14 protein-coding genes are annotated in these 20888 nt (G+C 62.0%); 6 read left to right on the forward strand and 8 right to left on the reverse strand.

The features are described from left to right. Positions 1-4: 4 nt before the first annotated feature. From ACFPN2_RS11790 to ACFPN2_RS11820, 7 genes are all read right to left on the reverse strand, one after another. Positions 5-2158 (reverse strand): formylglycine-generating enzyme family protein, encoded by a 2154-nt coding sequence (locus ACFPN2_RS11790; RefSeq protein WP_380596799.1) that lies wholly within the window; start codon positions 2156-2158, stop codon positions 5-7. A gap of 7 nt (positions 2159-2165) precedes the next feature. Further along, positions 2166-3047 carry a ribokinase gene (locus ACFPN2_RS11795; protein WP_380596800.1) on the reverse strand — a complete coding sequence of 294 codons (882 nt, stop codon included), beginning with the start codon at positions 3045-3047 and terminating at the stop codon, positions 2166-2168. A gap of 7 nt (positions 3048-3054) precedes the next feature. Beyond that, positions 3055-4371: a serine hydrolase domain-containing protein gene (locus ACFPN2_RS11800; protein ID WP_380596801.1), complete on the reverse strand. Its 1317-nt coding sequence runs from the start codon at positions 4369-4371 to the stop codon at positions 3055-3057. A 118-nt stretch (positions 4372-4489) separates the two neighbouring features. Next, a complete protein-coding gene (locus ACFPN2_RS11805; RefSeq protein ID WP_380596802.1) occupies positions 4490-6673 on the reverse strand; it encodes a TonB-dependent receptor in 2184 nt (727 codons plus the stop codon). A gap of 108 nt (positions 6674-6781) precedes the next feature. Beyond that, on the reverse strand, positions 6782-7660 hold the full coding sequence (locus ACFPN2_RS11810; RefSeq protein WP_380596803.1) for a LysR family transcriptional regulator: 879 nt from the start codon (positions 7658-7660) through the stop codon (positions 6782-6784). A 4-nt stretch (positions 7661-7664) separates the two neighbouring features. Continuing rightward, positions 7665-10070, reverse strand: coding sequence for a sodium:solute symporter (locus ACFPN2_RS11815; RefSeq protein ID WP_380596804.1), 2406 nt, complete (start codon positions 10068-10070; stop codon positions 7665-7667). Positions 10071-10279: 209 nt separating this feature from the next. Further along, complete coding sequence (locus ACFPN2_RS11820) at positions 10280-11131, reverse strand: HpcH/HpaI aldolase/citrate lyase family protein (protein WP_380596805.1); 852 nt, start codon at positions 11129-11131, stop codon at positions 10280-10282. 152 nt (positions 11132-11283) lie between these two features. Between ACFPN2_RS11820 and ACFPN2_RS11825 the strand changes: the two genes are divergently transcribed. The 5 genes from ACFPN2_RS11825 (at position 11284) to ACFPN2_RS11845 (ending at position 17145) form a co-directional block, all read left to right on the forward strand. After that, positions 11284-12567 carry a peroxidase family protein gene (locus ACFPN2_RS11825; RefSeq protein WP_380596806.1) on the forward strand — a complete coding sequence of 428 codons (1284 nt, stop codon included), beginning with the start codon at positions 11284-11286 and terminating at the stop codon, positions 12565-12567. An 11-nt stretch (positions 12568-12578) separates the two neighbouring features. Further along, positions 12579-13121: a hypothetical protein gene (locus tag ACFPN2_RS11830; protein ID WP_380596807.1), complete on the forward strand. Its 543-nt coding sequence runs from the start codon at positions 12579-12581 to the stop codon at positions 13119-13121. Next, on the forward strand, positions 13087-15717 hold the full coding sequence (locus ACFPN2_RS11835; RefSeq protein WP_380596808.1) for a CHAT domain-containing protein: 2631 nt from the start codon (positions 13087-13089) through the stop codon (positions 15715-15717). The genes ACFPN2_RS11830 and ACFPN2_RS11835 overlap by 35 nt, the downstream gene beginning before the upstream one ends. A gap of 95 nt (positions 15718-15812) precedes the next feature. Then, the gene (locus tag ACFPN2_RS11840; protein WP_380596809.1) at positions 15813-16373 is read left to right on the forward strand and encodes an RNA polymerase sigma factor; all 561 of its coding nucleotides are present in this window, start codon (positions 15813-15815) and stop codon (positions 16371-16373) included. 103 nt (positions 16374-16476) lie between these two features. Continuing rightward, the gene (locus tag ACFPN2_RS11845) at positions 16477-17145 is read left to right on the forward strand and encodes a hypothetical protein (protein WP_380596810.1); all 669 of its coding nucleotides are present in this window, start codon (positions 16477-16479) and stop codon (positions 17143-17145) included. Here ACFPN2_RS11845 and ACFPN2_RS11850 read toward each other — a convergent pair. Continuing rightward, positions 17142-17636 carry an Lrp/AsnC ligand binding domain-containing protein gene (locus ACFPN2_RS11850; protein ID WP_380596811.1) on the reverse strand — a complete coding sequence of 165 codons (495 nt, stop codon included), beginning with the start codon at positions 17634-17636 and terminating at the stop codon, positions 17142-17144. The genes ACFPN2_RS11845 and ACFPN2_RS11850 overlap by 4 nt on opposite strands. An 81-nt stretch (positions 17637-17717) precedes the next feature. On the opposite strand from ACFPN2_RS11850, the gene putA reads away from it, so the two are divergent. Next, a complete protein-coding gene (gene putA, locus ACFPN2_RS11855) occupies positions 17718-20870 on the forward strand; it encodes a bifunctional proline dehydrogenase/L-glutamate gamma-semialdehyde dehydrogenase PutA (protein WP_380596812.1) in 3153 nt (1050 codons plus the stop codon). The last annotated feature ends 18 nt before the right edge of the window (positions 20871-20888 follow it).

Below are 20888 nucleotides of genomic sequence, written 5' to 3' on the forward strand. Positions count from 1 at the left end.
CGAGTCAGCCCGCATCCACGACGCAGCGGAAGCCCAGCATGCCAGCTCGATCTTTCGACGGCGCCATCAGCAGATATTTGCCATGCTGATCGAGTTGATACGCCTGCGGGAAGTACCAGTGCGACGTTTGGGGCTGATACGAACTGCCGCCGCGAAGCGCCGCGGCGCGCGTGTGCTCGTCGTAGAACTCACTGGTCCACTGCCACACGTTGCCGACCAGATCCATCACACCAAACGGGCTCGCTCCTTGCGGATGGGCATCGACGTCGGCTGGCACGGGCATCTCTCGCTCCTTGCTCTGCGTGGGCATGTTCGACGTGTTCCAATCGTTGCCCCACGGATAGAGACGGCCATCAGTGCCCTGCGCGGCGTACTGCCATTCCCATTCATGGGGCAATCGTTTGCCGGCCCAAGCCGCATAGGCTCGCGCATCTTCGATCGACACCCACGTGACCGGCTTCTTCTCCCAGCCTTTGCGGGGCGCGCCGTCGACCCAATCGCGCAGGAAGTTGTGCGCGTCTTTCGGGCGGTAACCGCTCGCGTCCAGGAATTTCTTGAACTGCGCATTGGTCACCGGATATTTGTCGATATGGAACGCCTTGATCTGCATGCGATGCCGATGACTGCGCCGCGCCGAGTTCTCCCAGGGATATTGGAAGTCCAGGCCTTTCCAGGTGTAGCCCTCGATCTCGATGCCGCCGACGATGAAATCGAACTCCGCCGCCGGAATCGTCACCATGCCTTCGAGCGCGGCGGCGGCCGGCTTGGTCGACCCGATCTCGACCATCTTCTGCGGAATCGCCTGCCACACATTCGACAACGACTGCAGCGACACCTCGTTGTACTTCTTCATCTGCGCGAGCAGCGCATCGAGACCTTCGACGGTCGCGCCACTTTCCAATGCAAGCACAGCGCCGTAGCCGCGCGTTTCTAACGTGAGCGAGAAGTGAGCCAGACCATCGACGATGCGCGGCGACAGACGAGTGCCGTTCCACAGGTCGTAGTAGGTCCGCCCTTCGACATGAGGCACGGCCAGCTGCTCGCCGAACATGTCGTACTCATTGCGATTGACGATGCTCCACAGCGTCTTGGTCGCTGACGGGAACTTGCTCGCGAACACGCCCTGCTGCAGCGTCAGCGCGTACGGCTCCCAATCCATGCTCACAAACAAGTCGGAGAACTTGCGCAACAATGTCGACAGGCGCCGCAACGCTTCGCCATCGCGCGCGGTGAATTGATTCCACACGCCCCACACGTTCTCCCACGCTACATAGCCGATGCCGTTGAAGAACATGTAATGAAAATCATCGGTGCGATCGCGCGCCCAGCGATTCTCGATGTTGATCATGTGACGCGGCTCGAGCCACTTGAGCTTGCTCACCGCCGGAATGATCTCGGTGGATGCCCTGCCCCAGCTCTGGTTGTTCCACATCAATTGCTCATCGGCGTACGGCACCGACTCGGGCTGGAATGCCAGCGGATGATCGATCGCTTCGGACGCCACGCGGAACGAACGCGGCACGCCGTTGTATGTATCGCCATTCACGCCGTCCGCGCCGACCAGCTTGGCGAGTTTCGCGACCGCTTCCCAGTCGGGCACGCCTTCGCCCTTGGTGCCGTTGTCCCACGCCATGGTCGGCAGGAACACTTTCACGCCGCGGCGATGAAAATCCGCGACCGCTTGTTTCAATCCTTCCAGTCCACCCGGCAGATCGCTAGCCAGCGCAGTCTGATTGCGATCGTCGATACCGATGTTCGTATACACGTACCAGATCAGCACGCTATCGATACCGCCGAAGCGCCGCTCGAGATCGTCGAGATATTTGTCGACGGTGTATTTGCCAGCGACCGGGTCGTAGAAATAACGGTCCTCCACCATCATCTGCGTGTGCACGATGTTCTTCTGCGTCCACGCAAACTCGGGCCGGCGATATTCGGAATCGTCGTAGCCCATGCGGATCAGATGCTCGGTCCGCCACACCTTCATCTCCGCCAACCACACCGGCACGGCGCCGGTCACATCGATGCGCCATTGCCCGATGTTGATCATCGGCCAGCCCGGCGCTTTGCCCGGCGTCGGCAAATGCGCGCCGACGGTGTGTGGAAGAGCGTACTCGCCGACCTGGGTGACAGGAGCGCGTTGTGGCTTCGATTTCATGATTCGATCAGGCATGTTCAGACAGAAAATTCAGCAGTTCGGTGTGCGTCGGGATGCTCGATTGCGCACCATGTTTGGTGCAAGCGAGCGCACCAGCGGCGTTTGCCCAACGCAACGCCTGCGCCATGCTCTCGCCGCGATCCAGCGCGGCAACCAGCACACCGCAGAAAGTATCGCCGGCGGCAGTGGTATCGACCGGCATGACAGCAAACGCATCTTGCATGATCAGCTCGCCATCGACACGCGCACAGCAACCGCGATCGCCGAGCGTGACGACGATGCAAGGGACATCGACTCGCTGCATGCACTGCTCGATGCTGCCTTGATGACCGGCGACAGTCGCAAGCTCGCCTTTGTTGACCACCAGCACATCGAGCAGCTCGATCAACTCGTCCGGCAACGTGCGGGCCGGCGCTGCGTTCAGCACGACACAGACGCCACGCTTGCGCGCCTCGCGAGCGTACGCAATCACTGTTTCGATCGGAGTTTCGAGTTGCAGCAGCAGATGTTTGCAACCATCGAGCGAGGGCAAGTGTTCGAGGCGAAGCGCGTTGTTCGCGCCGGGCGCTACGGTGATGGCGTTCTCTGCGTCATCTGAAACACAGATGAAAGCCGTGCCGGTGGGCCGATCCTCGACTCGCACCACATGCATCTGCACGCCGGCGGCGAGCAGCGACGCCTCGATCGGTTGTGAGAACGGATCGTTGCCCAACGCGAGCAGCATCTGCGTGGGCGCCTTTCCAGCACGCGCGCAGGCGATGGCTTGATTGGCGCCTTTCCCGCCGGGATAGGTTTTGAAATCGCGCCCGAGCACGGTCTCGCCCGGCGCCGGGATATGCGACGCCTGCACCACGAAGTCCAGATTGGCCGAGCCGGCGACGAGGATCATGACGCGCTCACTGCACCAACGATTGATAAACCAGGTTGAAAAACTGACCGCTGATCCGCGGTGGCGCCTTCGGCGAATCTTCCGGCAGATGTTGCATCATCAGCATTGCAATCAGCCCCTCGCGCCGATCCACCGTGAAATAGGTCGACGCGGCACCGGACCAGCCAAAGTCACCGACGCTGCCCAATCGACCGCGCCGCGCCGAATCAACACCGACGAAGCCGCCCAGGCCAAAGCCCTCGCCCGGTCGAAACTCGAGCTGCGGCGGCTCCAGAGTGCCGAGCTGATTGGTCATCATCAACGCCACCGTCTTGCTACTCAGCAGCGACACGCCCTCGAGCTCGCCGCCATTGAGCAGCATCTGAGCGAAGCGCAGATAGTCTGCCGCCGTCGAATACAAGCCACCAGCACCGCTGGGGTAGGGATTGAGCGTAACCCCGGCTTCGACGCCTTCATAAGACCTGGCGGGAATCAACTGTCCCGTCGCATCGCTCGAAGTCATCTGCACGATCCGATGACGCTGCTCCACCGGGACTGTGAAGCCGGTGTCCTTCATACGCAAGGGCGCGAGGACGCGCTCCTGAAGAAAGCGATCGAACCTCTGACCCGACCAGACTTCGACCAGGCGACACAGCACGTTGGTGTTAACGCCGTCGTAGCTAAAGCGAGCACCCGGGTCCGCAGCGAGCGGCACTTTGCTCAGCGCACGCGCGTAGCTCTGCAAATCCGGCGCACGATTCAATTCCGCGCGCTCGATCAGATCCAATACGGCAGGCGGCGTCGTTTCACCGCTCGTAAATCCAGCCGCATGGATCAGCAGATGACGAACCGTGAGCGGACGTTTCGATTCGCGCAGCTCGGGCGCATCGGCCGTACCGCCGGTGAAGACACGCACCTCGGCGAACTCGGGCAAATACTTGCTGACCGGATCGTCGAGCTGAAACTTGCCCTGCTCCATCAGCATCAACGCCGCGACCGAAGCGATGGGCTTGGTCATGGAATAAATACGGAAGATGGCATTGGGATCGAGCGCGTCCGGAGCATCGATCTGGCGCTTTCCATGCGCTTTCCAGGAAACAATCTTCCCATGTCGCGCGATCAGTGTGACCGCGCCCAAGTATTGACCCTTGTCGATGGCGGCATCGATGAACGCATCGACGCGCTGTAAACGTTCGGCGGAGATTCCCTCCGCCGACGGTCGCGCCTTCGACCGATCCTCCTGCGAGAGTGCCGGCGCCGCGAACATCATCATCGCAGCGAGAGCCAACCAGCTCCCGCAGGCCGCCGCGCGGGCGGGGGGAACGCCCGCACGGCTCTTCGACATGACCCCTCGTCCTTCCCGCAGGATGACCGCAGTCGCGCTTCTTGGGTCGCGCAACGTTTCCGGCCTTCCCGCGGGATGACCGCAGCCGCGCTCCTTGGGTCGCACGGCTTTTCCGGCCTCAGAACTTCATCGTGTAGGTCAGCGAGGTCACGCGACCGCGGCCCGACCAGTAGTTGCGATAACCCGGCACCTGCGACCAGCTGAGGACGTAGAACTTATCCGTCAAGTTCTCCACACCCAGCGTCACCAGGCTCTTGCCGAAGCGATAGTTCGCGCCCAGATCGAACAACGTGTAACCGGCAGTGTGCTCTTCGCCAGCGCGGCCTTCGTTGATGTCGCGGCCGACGTAAGTCGTCGAGCCGAGCGTCACATCGCCCGCATCGTTGAATTGCCACGACAGCGTGGTGCCGATCTTGTCCGGGCTGATGTCGTTGATGCCCATCTCCCGATCCAGCGGGCCGGTATCGATGGTGCGCGTCTTGCCTTCGGTGTGCGAATACAACGCCGTGGCACGCAGCGTGTCGGTGATCTTGAACTCGCTGGTGATCTCGTAGCCTTCGATCTCGACCGGCCGGCGCAGCATGATGAAGTCTTCGGACCTCGGATCGACCAGCAGCGACACGCCGAGATCGGAGTCGGACTTGTAGTACGACGCGCCGAACGCCATGCGCGAGCCGCGCCAGTTGAAGCCTACTTCGGTGTTGTCGACCACGATGGGCTCGAGCGCGAGAATGCCAGCCACAGACTGCCGCGGATCGTTCGGGCAACCGTCGGGCTGCGTGCCCTCGGGCGTATCGTTCGAGCACTGTACGTTACGCAACGGAATGCCGACGTTCGGCAGCGTGAAGCCCTTGCTGTAGGAAACAAACGCCGACAGGCCCGGCACGATGCGCCAGACGACGCCGAAGTTCGGCAGATCTTCCTTATAGCTCAACGTGCCACCATCGACGGGACGGCGATCGCGGAACCAGGTCGTCACATAATCGTCGACATGCAGCTCGCCGTCTTCGCGACGAATGCCGCCGCTAATGGTTACCGGTCCAATGTCATATGAAAGCTGCGTGTACGGCGCCCAGCTGGTGTATTCCATCGGCGGCACCCACACGCGGTCGGTGAGCGCGAGGCGCTGCTCGGCCGTGTCTTCCACCCAGTCGAGGCCGACGGTCAATTCCAGGCCATCGGTGAACAGGTTCTGGCGATTCCATGCCGTGCGCACGCCTTTCTTCTCGGTGCGAATCTCGGACTGGTCGATGAGCGTGCCGAGCGGCGCGATCAAGGGATCCTGACGGTCGTCGCCATTTTCAGCGATGTAGCGCATCGCCTGCTCGGCTCGATACGTGTTGATGGACAGCGCGCCGGAGAAGAAATCGTTGTGCGTATACGTCAACGTTTGCTGCCGGAAGTCGTTGAACTCGGCCTTGCCGCCGAGCGGCTGCCCGCGCACCGAAGTATTCGTCACACCGGTGGTGCGGTCGCCATCCACCAGAATGTAGTTGCCCTTGCCCTGAATGTTGAACCGACTGATGCTGGCCTGCAGGCGCTGCGACTCGCTGGCGCCGAAGTTGACGCCGCCCTTCAAGAAGAAGTTCTTGGACTCGGAGTCCGCGACCGAGCCGCTGGTGTTCAAGCCGATGGCGCGACCGTTGCCGTCGTAGGTCATGCCGCGATCGGTGAACGATGCGGCCGCCAACACGTCGTAGTTGTCCTGCTTGTGAGTCAGCGTCGCGCCGATCTTCCAATCATCGCTGTCGTTTTCGAACGCGCTGCTGTAACGCGCCGTCAGATCGACTTCGGTGCCTTCTTCCGTCGGCGAACGTGAGATGTAATTGATGATACCGCCCGCCGCGCCGACACCTTCGGCCGCCGACGGACCGTTGATCACTTCGATGCGCTCAACGATGCCCATGTCGGTGAACGTACCGTTGCGCGTGCCTTCACGCAGTGGCGAGCCTTGCGGCACGCCGTCGAACAGGCGAAGCGCGATACGGCCGCGCAGGTTTTCGCCGGTGTTGCTCATGGCCTGGGAGGATTCGGAGTAGCCCGGCACGCTGCGGGAAAGCACGGCCGTTGCATCCATGGTCACCGCGGTGGACTGAGCGAGCTCCGCTTCACCGACGACGGTGATCGCGCCCGGAATCTTGTCGACTGACTTCGGCACGCGCGTGCCGGTAACGATCACTTCGGCAATCTGATCTTCCGCAGCCGCTGTGTCCTGGTTCTGTGCGCCGGTCGCGAACGAGGCGAGCAGCAGGGAACTCAAGCTGGTCGCAAGCGGGATGCGACGCCCCATGGATGTTTTCATTGACTCCCCCGAATTCGAAGACCAGTGCCTGAGAGCTGTTGTGGAAATGCGCTCTGCAGTTGGGAGTCTGTGCCAACGGCCGGCGAAACCAATCCAAGCGACCTATATTCAGACGTTACTTTTTATTGCTTTTGTTGCTTCCTCGACGAAAGCATTGACCAGCCGGATCCGCACCGAGGCTCGCGACCAGACGATACCGATCCGGCGCGGCTCGGATGCATGCGGCAAAGGAATGCGGACCAGCTTCAAGCCTTCCGGCCAGGGTCGGGCCCAATCCGGCACCAGCGACACCCCCAGCCCGCGATCGACCATGACAGCGATTGCATTCAATGCATTCAGCTCGAAACGCTCGCGCGGCGTGATGCCCACCATTCGCAAATACTCGTCCGCCTTGCGACCGCCCCATTGATTGCGGTCATACCTGACCAGCGGTTGTGTCGCCAACAGCTCATGCGGATCGCGACCGGCCATGCTTTGTGGCGCGAGCACGACGAGCGGCTCTTCTCGCAATTGCAGCCATCCACAGCTCTTGTGCAACGTGAACGGCGCTTCGAGCACGACCGCCGCGTCCAGCTCGCCCTTCTCGACCGCGCGATACAGGTCGGCCGAATAGCCCGGCTTGATAAAGACGCTGATCTGCGGAAAGCGCGCAACGATGCGCACGAGGATGTCGGGCAACACGCCCGTCAGCGCAGTGGTACCAGCGCCCAGACGCAGTTCACCCGCGACACCTTCATCGTTCGCGACGGCCTTTAAATCCTCAGCATCGCGTAACAAGTCGCGAGCGCGCTCGAGAATTCGAGCGCCGGCTTCGGTGACGCTGACGGTGCGGCCGGCGCGAGCGATCAGCGACTGACCGATCTGCCGTTCCAGCGTGCGAATCTGTTGAGCGACCGCGGCCGGCGTGATGTTCAGCAAGCGCGCGGCCGCAGCCATCGAGCCGTTATCGACCACGGACACGAAGGTGCGAAGGAACTGCGTATCCAATCTGTTACTCGTTCTGCGTCAAGGCGACGCCCACGGGGCGCTCACGCTGACCGTAAATCGTCAGGCCTTCGAGCGACTGCACGCTCGGCGCCGGGAAAAACAAGCTCGCCACGTAACCCACGCAAATACACAGCAGGATGGAAATCGCGAGATAGAAATAGGGATGCACGAGGTTCATGGACCACGCGACGGTAGTTATCACGATGCTGGTGCCGATGCCAATGGCCACCCCCTGCCAGTTCGCGCGCTTGGTGAACATGCCCAAGGTATACGCGCCGGCGAAACCGCCGCCCAACAAGCCCGCCAGCTCGATCGAGACATCGAACAGCGAATGGATGTCATAGCGCGACAGGATCAACGCCAGCCCCATGCCGGCCACGCCCGTCACCACCGTCATCCATTCGGCAAAGCGCACGCTGACCTTGGGGTCCGGGTTCTTCACCAGCTTTTCGTAGAAATCCACCGACGCCAGGGTCGCGACGCTATTCATGATGCTCGACAGGGTGGCCATGGCGGCCGCCAGAATGCCCGCGATGATCAGGCCTCGCACACCCATCGGCAACTCCGCCGCGATAAACAGCGGGAAGATGGAATCGATGGGCAACAGGGGATTGAGGCGTTCCGGATGGGTCTTGTAGAAGGCGTACAGCGCGGTGCCGACCATGTAGAACATGAAGCCGCCGGGAATCATGATGGCGGCGAACGTCCAGACCGAGCGGCCCGCTTCCTTCGCCGATTCCGTCGACAGCACGCGTTGCATGAGCACCTGATCCTTCGGGAAGGTCAGCACCACATCGAACAACACCAGGAACAGAAAGCCCCACACTGTCGCCTTGGTGAGATCGAAGCTGAAGTCGAACAGCTTGGTCTTATCCTCGGCGGCGGCGATCGCCGCCATCTCCCCGAACCCGCCCTTCACCATGAAGGCGATGAACACGATCGCGAAAACGATGCCGCCCATCTTGACGATGAGCTGCACGAAGTCGGTCCAGATCACCGCCTTCATGCCGCCCATGGCGGTGTAGATCATGGTGAACACGCCCATGATCAGGATGCTCCACTTCACATCGATGCCGGTGGTGGTGGCAATCGCCAGCGACGGTAGAAACATGATCACGCTCATGCGGGCGCCCACTTGCATCAAGATACAAAGCGCGCTCGCCATCGTGCGGATGGTGGGATGAAAGCGGGTTTCCAGATAGGTGAACACCGACATCAGATTGAGCCGCCGGAGCAGCGGCACGATCCACACCGCGACGAACATGAGCCCGAGCACGGCGATCAGATTGTTGGTGAGATATTGCCAGTTGGTCTCGAACGCCTTCGCCGGGATGGCGATGTAGCTGATCGAGCTGGTGTTGGCTGCATACAAGCTGACGCCCGCGGCCCAGAACGGAATCTTGCGCCCGCCGACGAAGAAGTCCGACGTGGAGTTGCGCTTCTCTTTCAAATAGAAATACATGCCCATGCCGATCATGGACACCAGATAGGTGACGATCATCACCCAGTCCAACGGCTGCAGCAGCAGGTTGGTCGAGCGGACCTGGCCCGAGCTCAGTTGTTGTGTGCCGTCTTCGCTCGTGCGTAACCAGACGAAGCCGTTCTTCCAACCGGTGGTGGCACGCGCCTGCGCGGCGTTCGGCGCTTCAGCAAGCGTGGCCCATGAGCCGGTGATGGTGTGGAATGTAACGACGGCACTCGGCGTCGCGTTCGAAACATACAGCACATGCGCCTGACCCAATGCACTCGCTGAACCGGGCACCAGTGCAGCGGGCGCGACGCCTCGATCCTTCCAACCTTCGCCTGCTTTCCATTGCAGGATGCGGTCGGGCTGACCTTCGCGCTCTCGCACAGTGATGAAGAGCGCATTGATTTGCTCTACCGCGGAAGTGAGCTCATCGGCGGTGCCTGGCCAGGCTTCGTGAGTCGTCCAGCTCGGGTTCACTGCGGCGAGATCGATTTCTACGAAGCGACGCGCTCGGTTGGCGTCTACACCGAACAGCCAGACTTTCGTGCCGGCCACCGCGGCATACGCTGAGAACAGCGGTTCGGGAAGCGGCGGGATCGCAGCGGGTTGTTGATCTGTCAGCGAGACTCGTTCGATTCGTTCGACCGCTTGCGAACCGATGAGCACATACGCGACCTGTCCGTCGCCCGCGACACCGAGCAGGCCTGCGTTGCTCGATTCACGCAGTCGACGCCAGGACTGCTGATCCTGATCGAACCGCCAGGTGCCCGTGGTGCCCCAGGCGATCAAGGTGTCGTTGATCGCCGCCAGGTGCGCAACCGGCTCGGGCGCCGCGGGAAGCGACGCGATATCCAGGCTGACCAGATTGTCCGCTCGCGTCGGCGCGGTGCCCGCCAGTAGCAGGAGCACACTTATTAATAGGAGCCGGACGGCGCGAGTCATTGTCATTGATGGGGCCAGCGTGACGCGGGCCGAGTGTGTGGCAATCCAATCGAAACGAAAACCATCTGGCGGTGATTTCAGAGCGTAGTTTTTCTTTCTTGTGGTGATTTCGGAGGAGCTACTGATCTTCTCGCCCGGGAGACCCACCCCCCTGCCCCCTCCCGTGTACGGGAGGGGGAATCACTGGATGGACGGCTTTTGTGTTGCCGTCAGTCCTGACGGCCGCTGGCGACGACCAGCTCGGCGCGGCGGATGTCGGGCGTATCGATCATGCGGCCGTCCAGCAGGAAAGCGCCGGCGCCGTTGACGGCGGCGGTGCGGGCGGCGGCGAGCAATCGTTGGGCCTGTTGAATCTCGGCGGCGCCGGGGCGGAACACCTCGTTGGCCAGCGCGACCTGGCTGGGATGGATACAGCTCTTGCCAAGAAAGCCAAGCCGCCGCGCCATGCCCGCTTCGGCGCGAAATCCTTCGGTGTCTTTAATGTCGGGAAACGCGCCGTCGTAAACGAACACTCCCGCTTCCGCCGCCGCCATGCGAGCGGCGAACATCACCGAATACACGTGCTGCGGATCGCGCCGCTCGATACCGAAAGGCCCGAACAAATCCGCATACCCGAGCTGCAGACCCGCAACGCGCGGATGCGCGGCGATCTCGACCGCATTGCGCAGGCCTTTGGGCGATTCGATATTGGCCAGCACACGCAGGGTCGGACGCAACCCAACATCGACGAATGCACGATCGATCATCGCCAGCGCCGAATCGACCTCGAGCGCAGACTCGATCTTGGGCAAGTTCACCAACCCAAGACTCGGCGCCGCGATCACTCGCGCATCGGCGGAAAAGTGCGCCGTCGCAAGTGCGTTCACGCGCACGATGATGGACTTCGACGACGACTGCGCCTCGCTCGAACGCAAGAACTCCGCCACAGCCGCACGCGCCTCGCCTTTGCGCGCCTCGACGACCGCATCTTCCAAATCGATAGAAATAGCATCGGCCGCCGAGGCCAATGCCTTACCGAACAACTCGGGCCGCGCGCCGGGGACGAATAACTTGCTGCGCATGATGGCCGATCAGATAGCACGATCGGCGAGCACATCTGCTTGCTACAGACACAACAAAAAGTTGCTTGTCGCTGAGAGATCTCCGCCGCCAGCCACAGATAACCCTGCCCCCTGCCGCGGCAACGAAAAGATCTACAGCACCGGAGTCCTCCATGCTGACAGAGCAACAGCTCAGCACGCTGGCGCAGGTGATGACCGAGTCATCGCATGTCTCCCGCTTCATCGACGTCGGCTACACCTACCTGGGACAGTTCATCGCGCACGACATCGTGCCGCAGACCCATCCGATTCCAGGTCAGTCCCGCGACGTGCTGCCATATCTCAACATGGACAGCGTCTATGGCACCGACCCGCAAACCGCAACGCTGCTGGACGAGCGCGGTTTGTTTCCTATCAAGCGTCAGACGCCGACCGGGCCCGAAGACCTGCCGCGGACCAACGGCGTACCGAACATTCCCGAGCTGCGCAACGACGACAATGTGATCGTGTCGCAGCTGCATCTGTTCTGGCAGCGATTTCACAACGTGGTCCTGCAACGCGGCTACGCGAGCAACGTCAGCGACGCACGCGTGCTGACGACGCTGGTGTTTCAGCTGGTGGTCATCGAGGACTACTTGCGCCAGGTCCTCGCACCGGCCGTCTTCGATAGCGTGTTTCGTTTCGACCAACGCTGGTTGAACCTGCCGTCGCGCCCCATCGCCCGCGAGTTCGCGCATGCGGCATTTCGTTTCGGCCACTCGATGGTGCGGCCGTTCTACGAATCGTTTCCGCAAAAACCGGATGTGACCTTGCCCGAGCTGTTCCAGACGAATCGGAATCTGGATCCGCGGCTCGAGCTCGACTTCCGCCGGATGTTCGGCTGGCCGCTGCTGAACAATCGGGTCGAGGATGCGATGACCATCGATCCCTTCATCACGCGTGAAATGCGCCAGGTGCCGATTCCGACCGGCGTCACCATCAATATCGCCGAAATGAATCTGCGTGCCGGCGTCGCCGCGCAGCTTCCGCCGGGCAAGGCGTATGTGGAGCAACTGCTGGCGGGACCGACGGGCTCGAAACTCGCCGCCGCGTTTGGCGTGCGGCCGCTGCCCGATATGGGTCCGCTCGCTGAAAGATTGCCGGCCGGCAGCGGCATCACGATCGACAACCTGCCGCTGTGGCCCTACTTGCTGGTCGAAGCGGTGCATGCCAGCGAAGGCAAGCATCTCGGGGTGGTCGGCAGCCTGATCTGCGCCGAAGCGTTAGCCAACGCCGTCGCCGGCGCGCCGCACTCCATCTATCGCGGGCACTGGTGCTCGGTGGATGAAGTGCTGTCCTGGATGGGCAAGCTCGGCAACGAGCTGCAGGAACAGCGCCGTGTTTTTGCGAATGCCGCGTACACCGATCGCACGTTCTGCATGCGGCATGTGATCGAGCTGGTGCTGAGAAACAACTAAAGGAGCAGAGAATGCAAATTCCCGAAGAGCTGGTCGAATGGGTGGCGCAGGAAGGGCAGGAGCCCACGCTGGTCGTGAACCCGAGTTTCATCCCGCCCTCGGCCGTCGACGAGCTGGCGTTCTATCATCCGGGCTTCGGCGGCGGGCTGACGCACGCTCTGCGGCACGTGCTCGGCCGCGACGATAACAACAAATATTTTGCACGGGCCGATTCGTTGTCCGGCAACTGGCACGAGAAGATGGCCGATGTGATGCAGCGGCTGCGGCTCTATCCCACGATGGAGAATGGCCGCCCGGTGCTGATCGACGATCAGATCGGCAATCAGCCCACCGGCGAGATGCACGGCTGGAAAGTGGTGCATTGGAAAGTCGCCAAGGGGCGCGACTCAAACATGGACGTGGTGCATCAGGACTTCATCACCTGGGCCAAGGCGGGACAGGAAAATGTGGTGTCGCTGTTCTCGTGGCGCCCGTACCGTACGGCTGTGATACAACCTCAGCCCGAGGGAAAGGTGGTGAATGAACGAGCCGTCGTGTCGCAGGGTTCGCGCTGATTGGCGGGTCGCATGGGTTTATCTCATCGGCGCTGGCCTGCTCCTATGGGGGTGGCAGGCCGGCGCCGTCGATGCGGCCGCGCAGGAAGCAGCGCGTCATGAAGCCACTCAGCTGTTACGACGTGCGCAGAACGAGTCAGGACGAAGTTCCATTTATCTGCCTCAGGCCTATCAACGGATTCAGCTTGGGCTCGCCGAAACCCAGGAGGACCCGCTGCAGCAGGGCCAGTGGCTCGAAGTGCTTTGGGAATATCGTCTGGTCAAGGACGATCATGCCCGGGCCCGGCAGGCGCTGGAGCGATCGTTGCAACTCCTCATCGGCGCGCGTGCCGATGCTTCGCATATCGACCGGGTCACCTGCAATCTTTCTTATTCGCTGATCCTGCTCGGCGAAGTTGCCCGGGCCAAAGAGCTTTTGCGGCGCGCGATCGTGAGCGCCACCCAGTACAACAACCGCCCGCTGCTCGCGGAGCTTTACTACAGCCTGGGCGATGCTTATCGAAAGACGGGCGAGCGCCTGGTCGCGCAGCGCTATTTCGAAGCCGCCTATGAGCTGGATCGCGCCTCGGGCGATCCGCTGAAGATCAGCATTTCCAAGCTGAAGCTCGGCAGTCTGGCGCGCGATCGCGGCGAGTATCGGGACGCAATCGACCGGCACGAGCAAGCGCTGCAAGTGTTCATCGACGAGCACAACTATCGCGAGCTGGTGACTTATATCGAGCTGGCTCGCGACTACGCGGCGCAAGGCGAGCTGACGCTGGCGCAAAGCTATGCGCAACTTGCGCTCGACGATCCACGCGCGCTACCGGAACAGCGCATCGACGCCTCGGTTCTGCTATTGCGCTTGGCCAATGACCAACGAGATCACGCACGCGCCAGCAAGCTGGTCCGCAGCATCGAAGTACTGATCCACGGCTCTTCGACGCGGCAGAAGTCCAAGCTGGCGCGCCCCACTCATCAGCTGCAGTTTGCCGAGCAAGCGATCCGGCACTACGCGCTGAATCACGATCTCGCCAACGTTCGAGCACACGGTCAGACAGCAGTTCGTCTGACAAGGCAAGTCGCCAACGATCTGCGCGCCACTCACGACGACAGCCTGGCCTGGATGACGGCCGCCCAGCCGATGTTCAACGAATATGTGAAAGCGTTGTACGAGCTGGACCGCGCGCAAGTGTTGCCGCTCTTGGAAACGTACTACGCCCAGCAGATCGCGCCCGCGGAGTTGCGTCACTCAGGTGTCGTGGGCCGAGCCTATGAAGCCGAGGCCGTCGAGTTGTTCGAGCACTACCGCGCCGCTCAGCGCATGCTCGTCGACGCCACCGCTTCGCTCGATCGGCTGCATCCGAATACCACCGACGATAAGCGCCAGCGCGAGGCAAAGTCCCGCCTCGATCAAGCGTTGCGCGAATGGGATCGAGCGCGCGATGCCTATCTCACAATCTATCGGCCGCCGCCCGTCAGCACCGCGCCCAGAAGCGTAGCGACGTTTCAACCTCTGCCCGTGCCCGCGACCGACCTCTTCATTCGCTACTTCATTCAGGAGAACGTCAGCTTCGGCATCGCGCTCGCGGGCGACCAGATTCGTTACTTCGATCTGCCGCCCCGGTCGGCGGTGCAGACGCTCGTGCGTCGCTCATTGGAAATGCTGAACGCGCCCGGTCACGCCGAGCAGGCCGAAGCGACGCTTTCGTCGCTCGCGCAGTTGCTGCCGCGTGATTTCATTCGCGAGCACAGCGATACCACGCGATTGGTTATCGTGCCCGACGACGTCATGCAACCGTTACCGTTCGCCGCCATCGATCTCGACGATCGGCCGAAAGCTTACTCACCGCTGATTGTGAAGTTCGAACTGGTGCGCGCGAGATCGTTGTCCGGTTACTACGCTTCGCGGCCGCCACCCTCGAATGGCGCGACCAGGAGCACCGACATCGTCGTGTTCGCCGACCCGGTGCTCGGCGTTCAATCGCCGGAGCGGGTGCAGCCCCGTGTCGTGACCAGTTCGCTCGCCGCCCTGCCGAGCTCGCGAACCGAAGCCGAGAACATCGCCAGAATCTTTGCGACTCGCGTGATCACTTACGCCGGCGCCGATGCAACCAGCGATGTATTGCTGTCGCCCGAAGTGCGATCCGCGAAGGTTCTGCACATCGCGACGCACGGGTATTTCAGCAAGACCACCCCGGACGTCGTCGGCCTCGTGACCTCGAGCAAGCGCGGCGAAGGCAAATCGGACGACGGTTTCCTGGGCTTCACCGAGTTGTTCAGCGCGCCGTTCTCGTCAAGGCTGGTGATCGTCAGCGGCTGCGAAACCATGCGTGGCAAGGACTACACCGGCTGGGGCGTGCGCAGTCTGGCGGATGGATTTCTGAGTCAGGGCGCCGGTTCAGTCATCGGCACCTTGTGGAGTGTTTCCGATGCCGCGACTGCCGCGCTCATGGAGGAGTTCTATCGCAACCTGCATCGAGGCGCTGGCAGCTCAGCGGCACTGCGAGCTGCGCAGCGTGAGTTGATCGCGTCGCGCCGCTTTGCCGATCCTTACTATTGGGCCGGTGTGGCGCTCGCATCATCCAATCGTGGTGTCGAACAACTCTCCTTGTAAGAAAAACAATATTCGCGCTGCGATCAGGATGACTCCGCTACTGTTCGCCGCTATTCTGCGGCGACGTGAACATAATAAGGAATGGAACAAGATCCGTGGTCGAGGACACGATCTCAAATGAATTCATAAAGCAGCACTACGCGGGTCTGTACAACCTGTTACTCCGCCACATCCGCGACGCGAATATCACGCAGGAAATATTGCAGGAAGCAGTGGCGACGACCATCGCGCACAGTCGTGCCGGGCGTGTATCGGATCCGAAGCGGCTGGGCGGCTATGTGTATCGCGTCGCGCTGAATCTGTATCGAAACTATCGTCGTGAGTACGCGAATCGTCCCGGCGTGCACGCCACCGACGAAGAAGTCGATCAGTTGCCGGCGCAACGCGTCACCGAACAGGCGGCGATGGATGCCAGCATCATGCGCCACGTCGTTGCCGTCATCGAGTCGCTGTCCACCGCACGCGACCGTGAAATCGTGAAGCGCTTTTATCTCGACGAGGAAGATAAAGAAGAGATCTGCCGTTCGCTGCAATTGACGACGCTGCATTTCGATCGAGTGATCCATCGCGCCCGTCAACGCATGCGCGCCTTACTGGAAGCGAAAGGACTCGGCAAGTCGGACTTCTTCAGCGTGCTACTCAGTCTATTGCACTAGATGGGGGCAATTCTGAGAGAAGCGCGCTGCCGATAACAGGTTAGACTCATAGGGATTGGGGGACGGAGTGCGCCGGCGTACAAGTTGCATCGCGGGCTGAGCAATGGACCGACAGTACATCGACGACTATCACATCGTCCCGAGATATCTCGCGGATCAGCTGACCGACGCCGAGCGGGAAGCCTTCGAGGCTTACTATCTCGAGCATCCGGAGGTCCTGCGGGAAATCGAGGCGACGGCGCGCTTCAAAGCGGGCCTGGCGCAACTGCAAGCCAGCGGCGAGCTGGCCGCATTGATGAAGCCGACTCCCTGGTATGCGCAAGGGCGCTATCTGGCGATGGCGGCCATTGTCATCCTCGTGATCGCCGCCGCGTTCTACGTCCGCACGCCCGCACCCCCATTGATCGCGACGAGCCTTTCCGAACTCAGCGGACCGACGGCGGTCGCCAGTTCGAATATTGTGCTGCGCCGTCGCGGTAGCTCATTCGATGCGGAAGTCACATTGCCCGGCACCTCTGACGCCATCGAATTGCGAGTGCTGCCGGAATTCGCGGCGCCCGACTCGCGCTATCGAATCGATCTGGCACGGATTGACGCGGACAATAAGAAACAACACGTCGCGCAGATCGCACATCTGCTGGCGGCGGGCGATGGCATGGTCACGATCTATCTCGACAGCCCGCGCATCGCGCCCGGCGACTACGAAATAACGATTGCGAACGACACCGGTGCGAGCCAGGCCAGTCAGTTCCTCATCCGCATCTCGCGTTAGCGTGCCTGCACCCGCACCTTGCTCGAGCTCTTGACCTCTTCCATCACGAAGTAGGTGTGCGTCTGCTGGACGCCTTTGATGCACGCGATGTGAGAGCTCAGCACGCTGCGATATTCCTTCATGTCGCGCACGCGGATCTTCAATAGATAGTCGAAGCCGCCCGCCACCATGTTGGCTTCCTGCACGAAGTCCAGCACCTCCATCGCCGTTCGAAACCGGTCGAACACCTCGGGCGTGGTGCGATCGAGCGCCACTTGCACATACGCAAGCAGGTTCTGTCCCAGCTGCGTGGGCGACAGGTCGGCACGATAGCCGACGATGTAGCCGTGCTTTTCCAGCCGACGAACCCGTTCCACACAGGGCGTGACACTGATGTGCAGCTCCCGGGCGAGCTGCGCCATCGACACCCGCCCGTCCTCCTGCAGCCGGACCAGGATGCGCTGGTCGATCTTGTCCAGGACGGTTACCGCATTCGCGCCAGTTGATTTCACGGATTACACCCACGTTTCAGGTCGTTTCGACGGGCCGAGGCTCCATAAAATAGTGCTTTCGTCCCAGTTACGACAACCTACATGGTCGCCCAATCCTCCGCCATCCCCCTCGCCCCATCGCTCGAGCAGCTCCGTGAGCAGATCCGGAGCGCCACGTTGCAAGACGAGGCCACGTGCATCAAAGCCCTGCTGAAGAGCTCCAGCCTGTCGCTCGACGCCCGGTCCCGCGCCAAGAATCGGGCGGCGCAGCTGGTGGCCGGCGCCCGGGCCCGCTCCCGCGAACGGCCCCTGCTCGACTCGTTCCTGCAGCAGTTCGCGCTGTCCAATGAGGAAGGCGTCGCGCTGATGTGTCTGGCGGAGGGCTTGCTCCGCATTCCCGATGACGAGACCGCCGATCGCCTGATCGCCGACAAGATCGCGTCGGGTAATTGGGGCGCGCACGCGGGTCAGTCGCATTCGACCTGGGTGAATGCCTCGACCTGGGGCTTGATGCTCACCGGCAAGCTGATCGAGCCGCCGAAGCAGGCTCGCGAGGAAACGAGCAACTGGCTGCAAGGCCTGTCGCGTCGGATCAGCGCACCGGTGCTTCGAACCGCGTTCCGCCAGGCCATGCGCATCATCGGCGGCGAGTTCGTCGTCGGTCGCACGATTCAAGAGGCGCTGGATCGGTCGGCCAAGACGGACGAGCTGGGGCTGTGCTCGTTCGACATGTTGGGCGAAGGCGCCCGCAGCTGGGCGGATGCCGAGAAATATCGCAAGTCTTACGAGCAGGCGCTCGATGCCATCGGCACCCAACGTAAAGGCACGCCGATCGACGATCGCTCCAACCTGTCCGTGAAATTGTCGGCGCTCGAGCCCAAGTACGATCTGATGCACGAAGGCCTGGTCATGCAGCGCCTGACGCCGATCGTGCGGGATCTGGCCCGTCGAGCCGGCGCGGCCGATGTCGGCTTCACCATCGACGCCGAGGAAGCCGATCGTCTCGACCTGTCGTTGAATGTGTTCGAAGCACTGGCTCGCGACAAGCAGACGCAGTCGTGGCAAGGCCTCGGCATCGTTATCCAGGCTTACGGCAAGCGTGCGCCGTATGTGATCGAGTGGGTCGCCGCGCTCGCGCGCGAGACCGGCCGTCGCATCTGCGTTCGTCTCGTGAAGGGCGCATATTGGGACGCTGAGATCAAGCGCGCTCAGGAGCGTGGCCTCACCTCGTACCCCGTGTTCACTCGCAAGGTGTCCACCGATATTTCCTATCTCGCCTGCGCCGAGCGCTTGTTCAAACATCGCGACGTGATCTATCCGATGTTCGCGACTCACAACGCGCACACCATCGCCGCCGTGCTGGAGTTGCGACCGCCTGGCGCGAAGTTCGAATTCCAGCGTCTGCACGGCATGGGCGCGCTGTTGCACGCCGAAGCCAAGCGACAGATCGAAGGTTTCCCGCGCGTTCGCGCCTACGCGCCCGTCGGCCCGCACGAGGACCTGTTGTCCTACCTCGTGCGCCGATTGCTGGAGAACGGCGCGAACAGCTCGTTCGTCAACCGATTCATGAATGAAAGCGTCCCCGTCGACACCGTAGTGGAGGATCCGATTGCAGCCCTGCAAGCGGCAGACAGCATGACCAACCCGCATATTCCCTTGCCGAACAACTTGTACGGCGCGTCCCGTGAAAATTCCTCCGGCGTGGACTGGGGCAATCCTCAGCAGCTGGCCGAGCAGATCGCTTCGTTACAAAAGTCCGGCGACCTGCCGCGTGCCGTGCCGTCCACACTGGCCGGCGGGGCTCAAGCGCCGCAGGAAGTTCGCAATCCGGCCAACCTCGCCGAGGTAGTTGGTTATGTGAGCGTCGGCACCAAGGAAGACATCGCGCTCGCCTTCGACAAGGCCGGTCAGGCGCGCAAGGCGTGGGATGACGCTGGCGCCACGCATCGTGCGGTTTGTTTGGTTGCCGCGGCGGATAAGTTGCGCGCCCATCGCGCCGAGTTGGTGAGGTTGCTCGTGAAGGAAGCGGGCAAGACGCTGCCGGACGCGATTGCCGAAGTCCGCGAAGCCGAAGACTTCTGTCGTTACTACGCGGCGGAAGCTCGCGCGCATTTTGCTGAGCCGACGGCGCTGCCCGGCCCGACGGGCGAAGAGAACAAGCTGAGCTTGCGCGGCCGCGGCGTGTTCGCGTGCATCAGCCCTTGGAACTTCCCGCTCGCGATCTTCCTGGGTCAGGTGACCGCTGCGCTGGTTGCCGGCAACAGCGTCGTTGCGAAGCCCGCGGAGTCGACCCCGCTGGTCGCCGCGTTGGCCGTGCGACTGTTGCACGAAGCCGGCGTGCCGCATGACGTTCTGCATTTCGTTCCCTCGGCCGGCAAGCTGTTCGGCGAAGTCGCGCTCAAACATCCGGCGCTGGGGGGCGTGTGCTTCACCGGCTCGACCTCGACAGCTCAATTCATCAATCGTGCGCTCGCTGCGCGCGATGGCGCGATCGTGCCGTTGATCGCGGAGACCGGCGGCATCAACGCGATGATCGTCGACTCCTCGGCACTGCTCGAACAGGTCGCCGACGACGTGCTCACCTCAGCCTTCACGTCCGCTGGCCAGCGCTGCTCGGCGCTGCGTTTGCTGTTCGTGCAGGAAGAAATCGCGGACCGTCTGATTGAACTGATCGCGGGCGGCATGAACGAGCTGCACATCGGCGATCCGTCGCAGCCATCGACCGACGTCGGTCCGGTCATCAACAAGAGTGCCGCGTCGAAGCTCGAGGACTACAGCAAGAAGGTCGCTCAGCGAGGCGTGAAGGTGCTCAAGCAATGCGACCTGAATCAGGTGCGCACCGAAGGCAGCTACTTCGCACCGCGCATGCTCGAACTCAACAACGCACGCGAGCTGACCAGCGAAGAGTTCGGCCCGATCCTGCACGTGGTTCGCTACAAGCGCGAGAACTTGCATAGCGACGTGCTCGCATCGATTCGTGAGGCGGGTTACGGCCTGACGCTCGGCGTCCATACGCGCATCGAAAGCGTGTGGCAGGAAATCGTCGCCGAGGCCGCGGTCGGCAATATCTATATCAATCGCAACATCATCGGCGCCGTGGTCGGCGTGCAACCGTTCGGCGGCGAAGGTCTGTCCGGCACCGGCCCGAAAGCCGGCGGCCCGCACTACCTGTTCCGCTTCGCCACCGAGCGCACGCTGACGGTGAATACCGTCGCAACCGGCGGTAATGCGAAGTTGTTGTCGATCGGCTCTTAATTCCCCCTTGGCGGCGGC

The sequence above is a fragment of the Steroidobacter flavus genome (assembly GCF_042651805.1).
GTDB classification, from domain to species: domain Bacteria; phylum Pseudomonadota; class Gammaproteobacteria; order Steroidobacterales; family Steroidobacteraceae; genus Steroidobacter; species Steroidobacter flavus.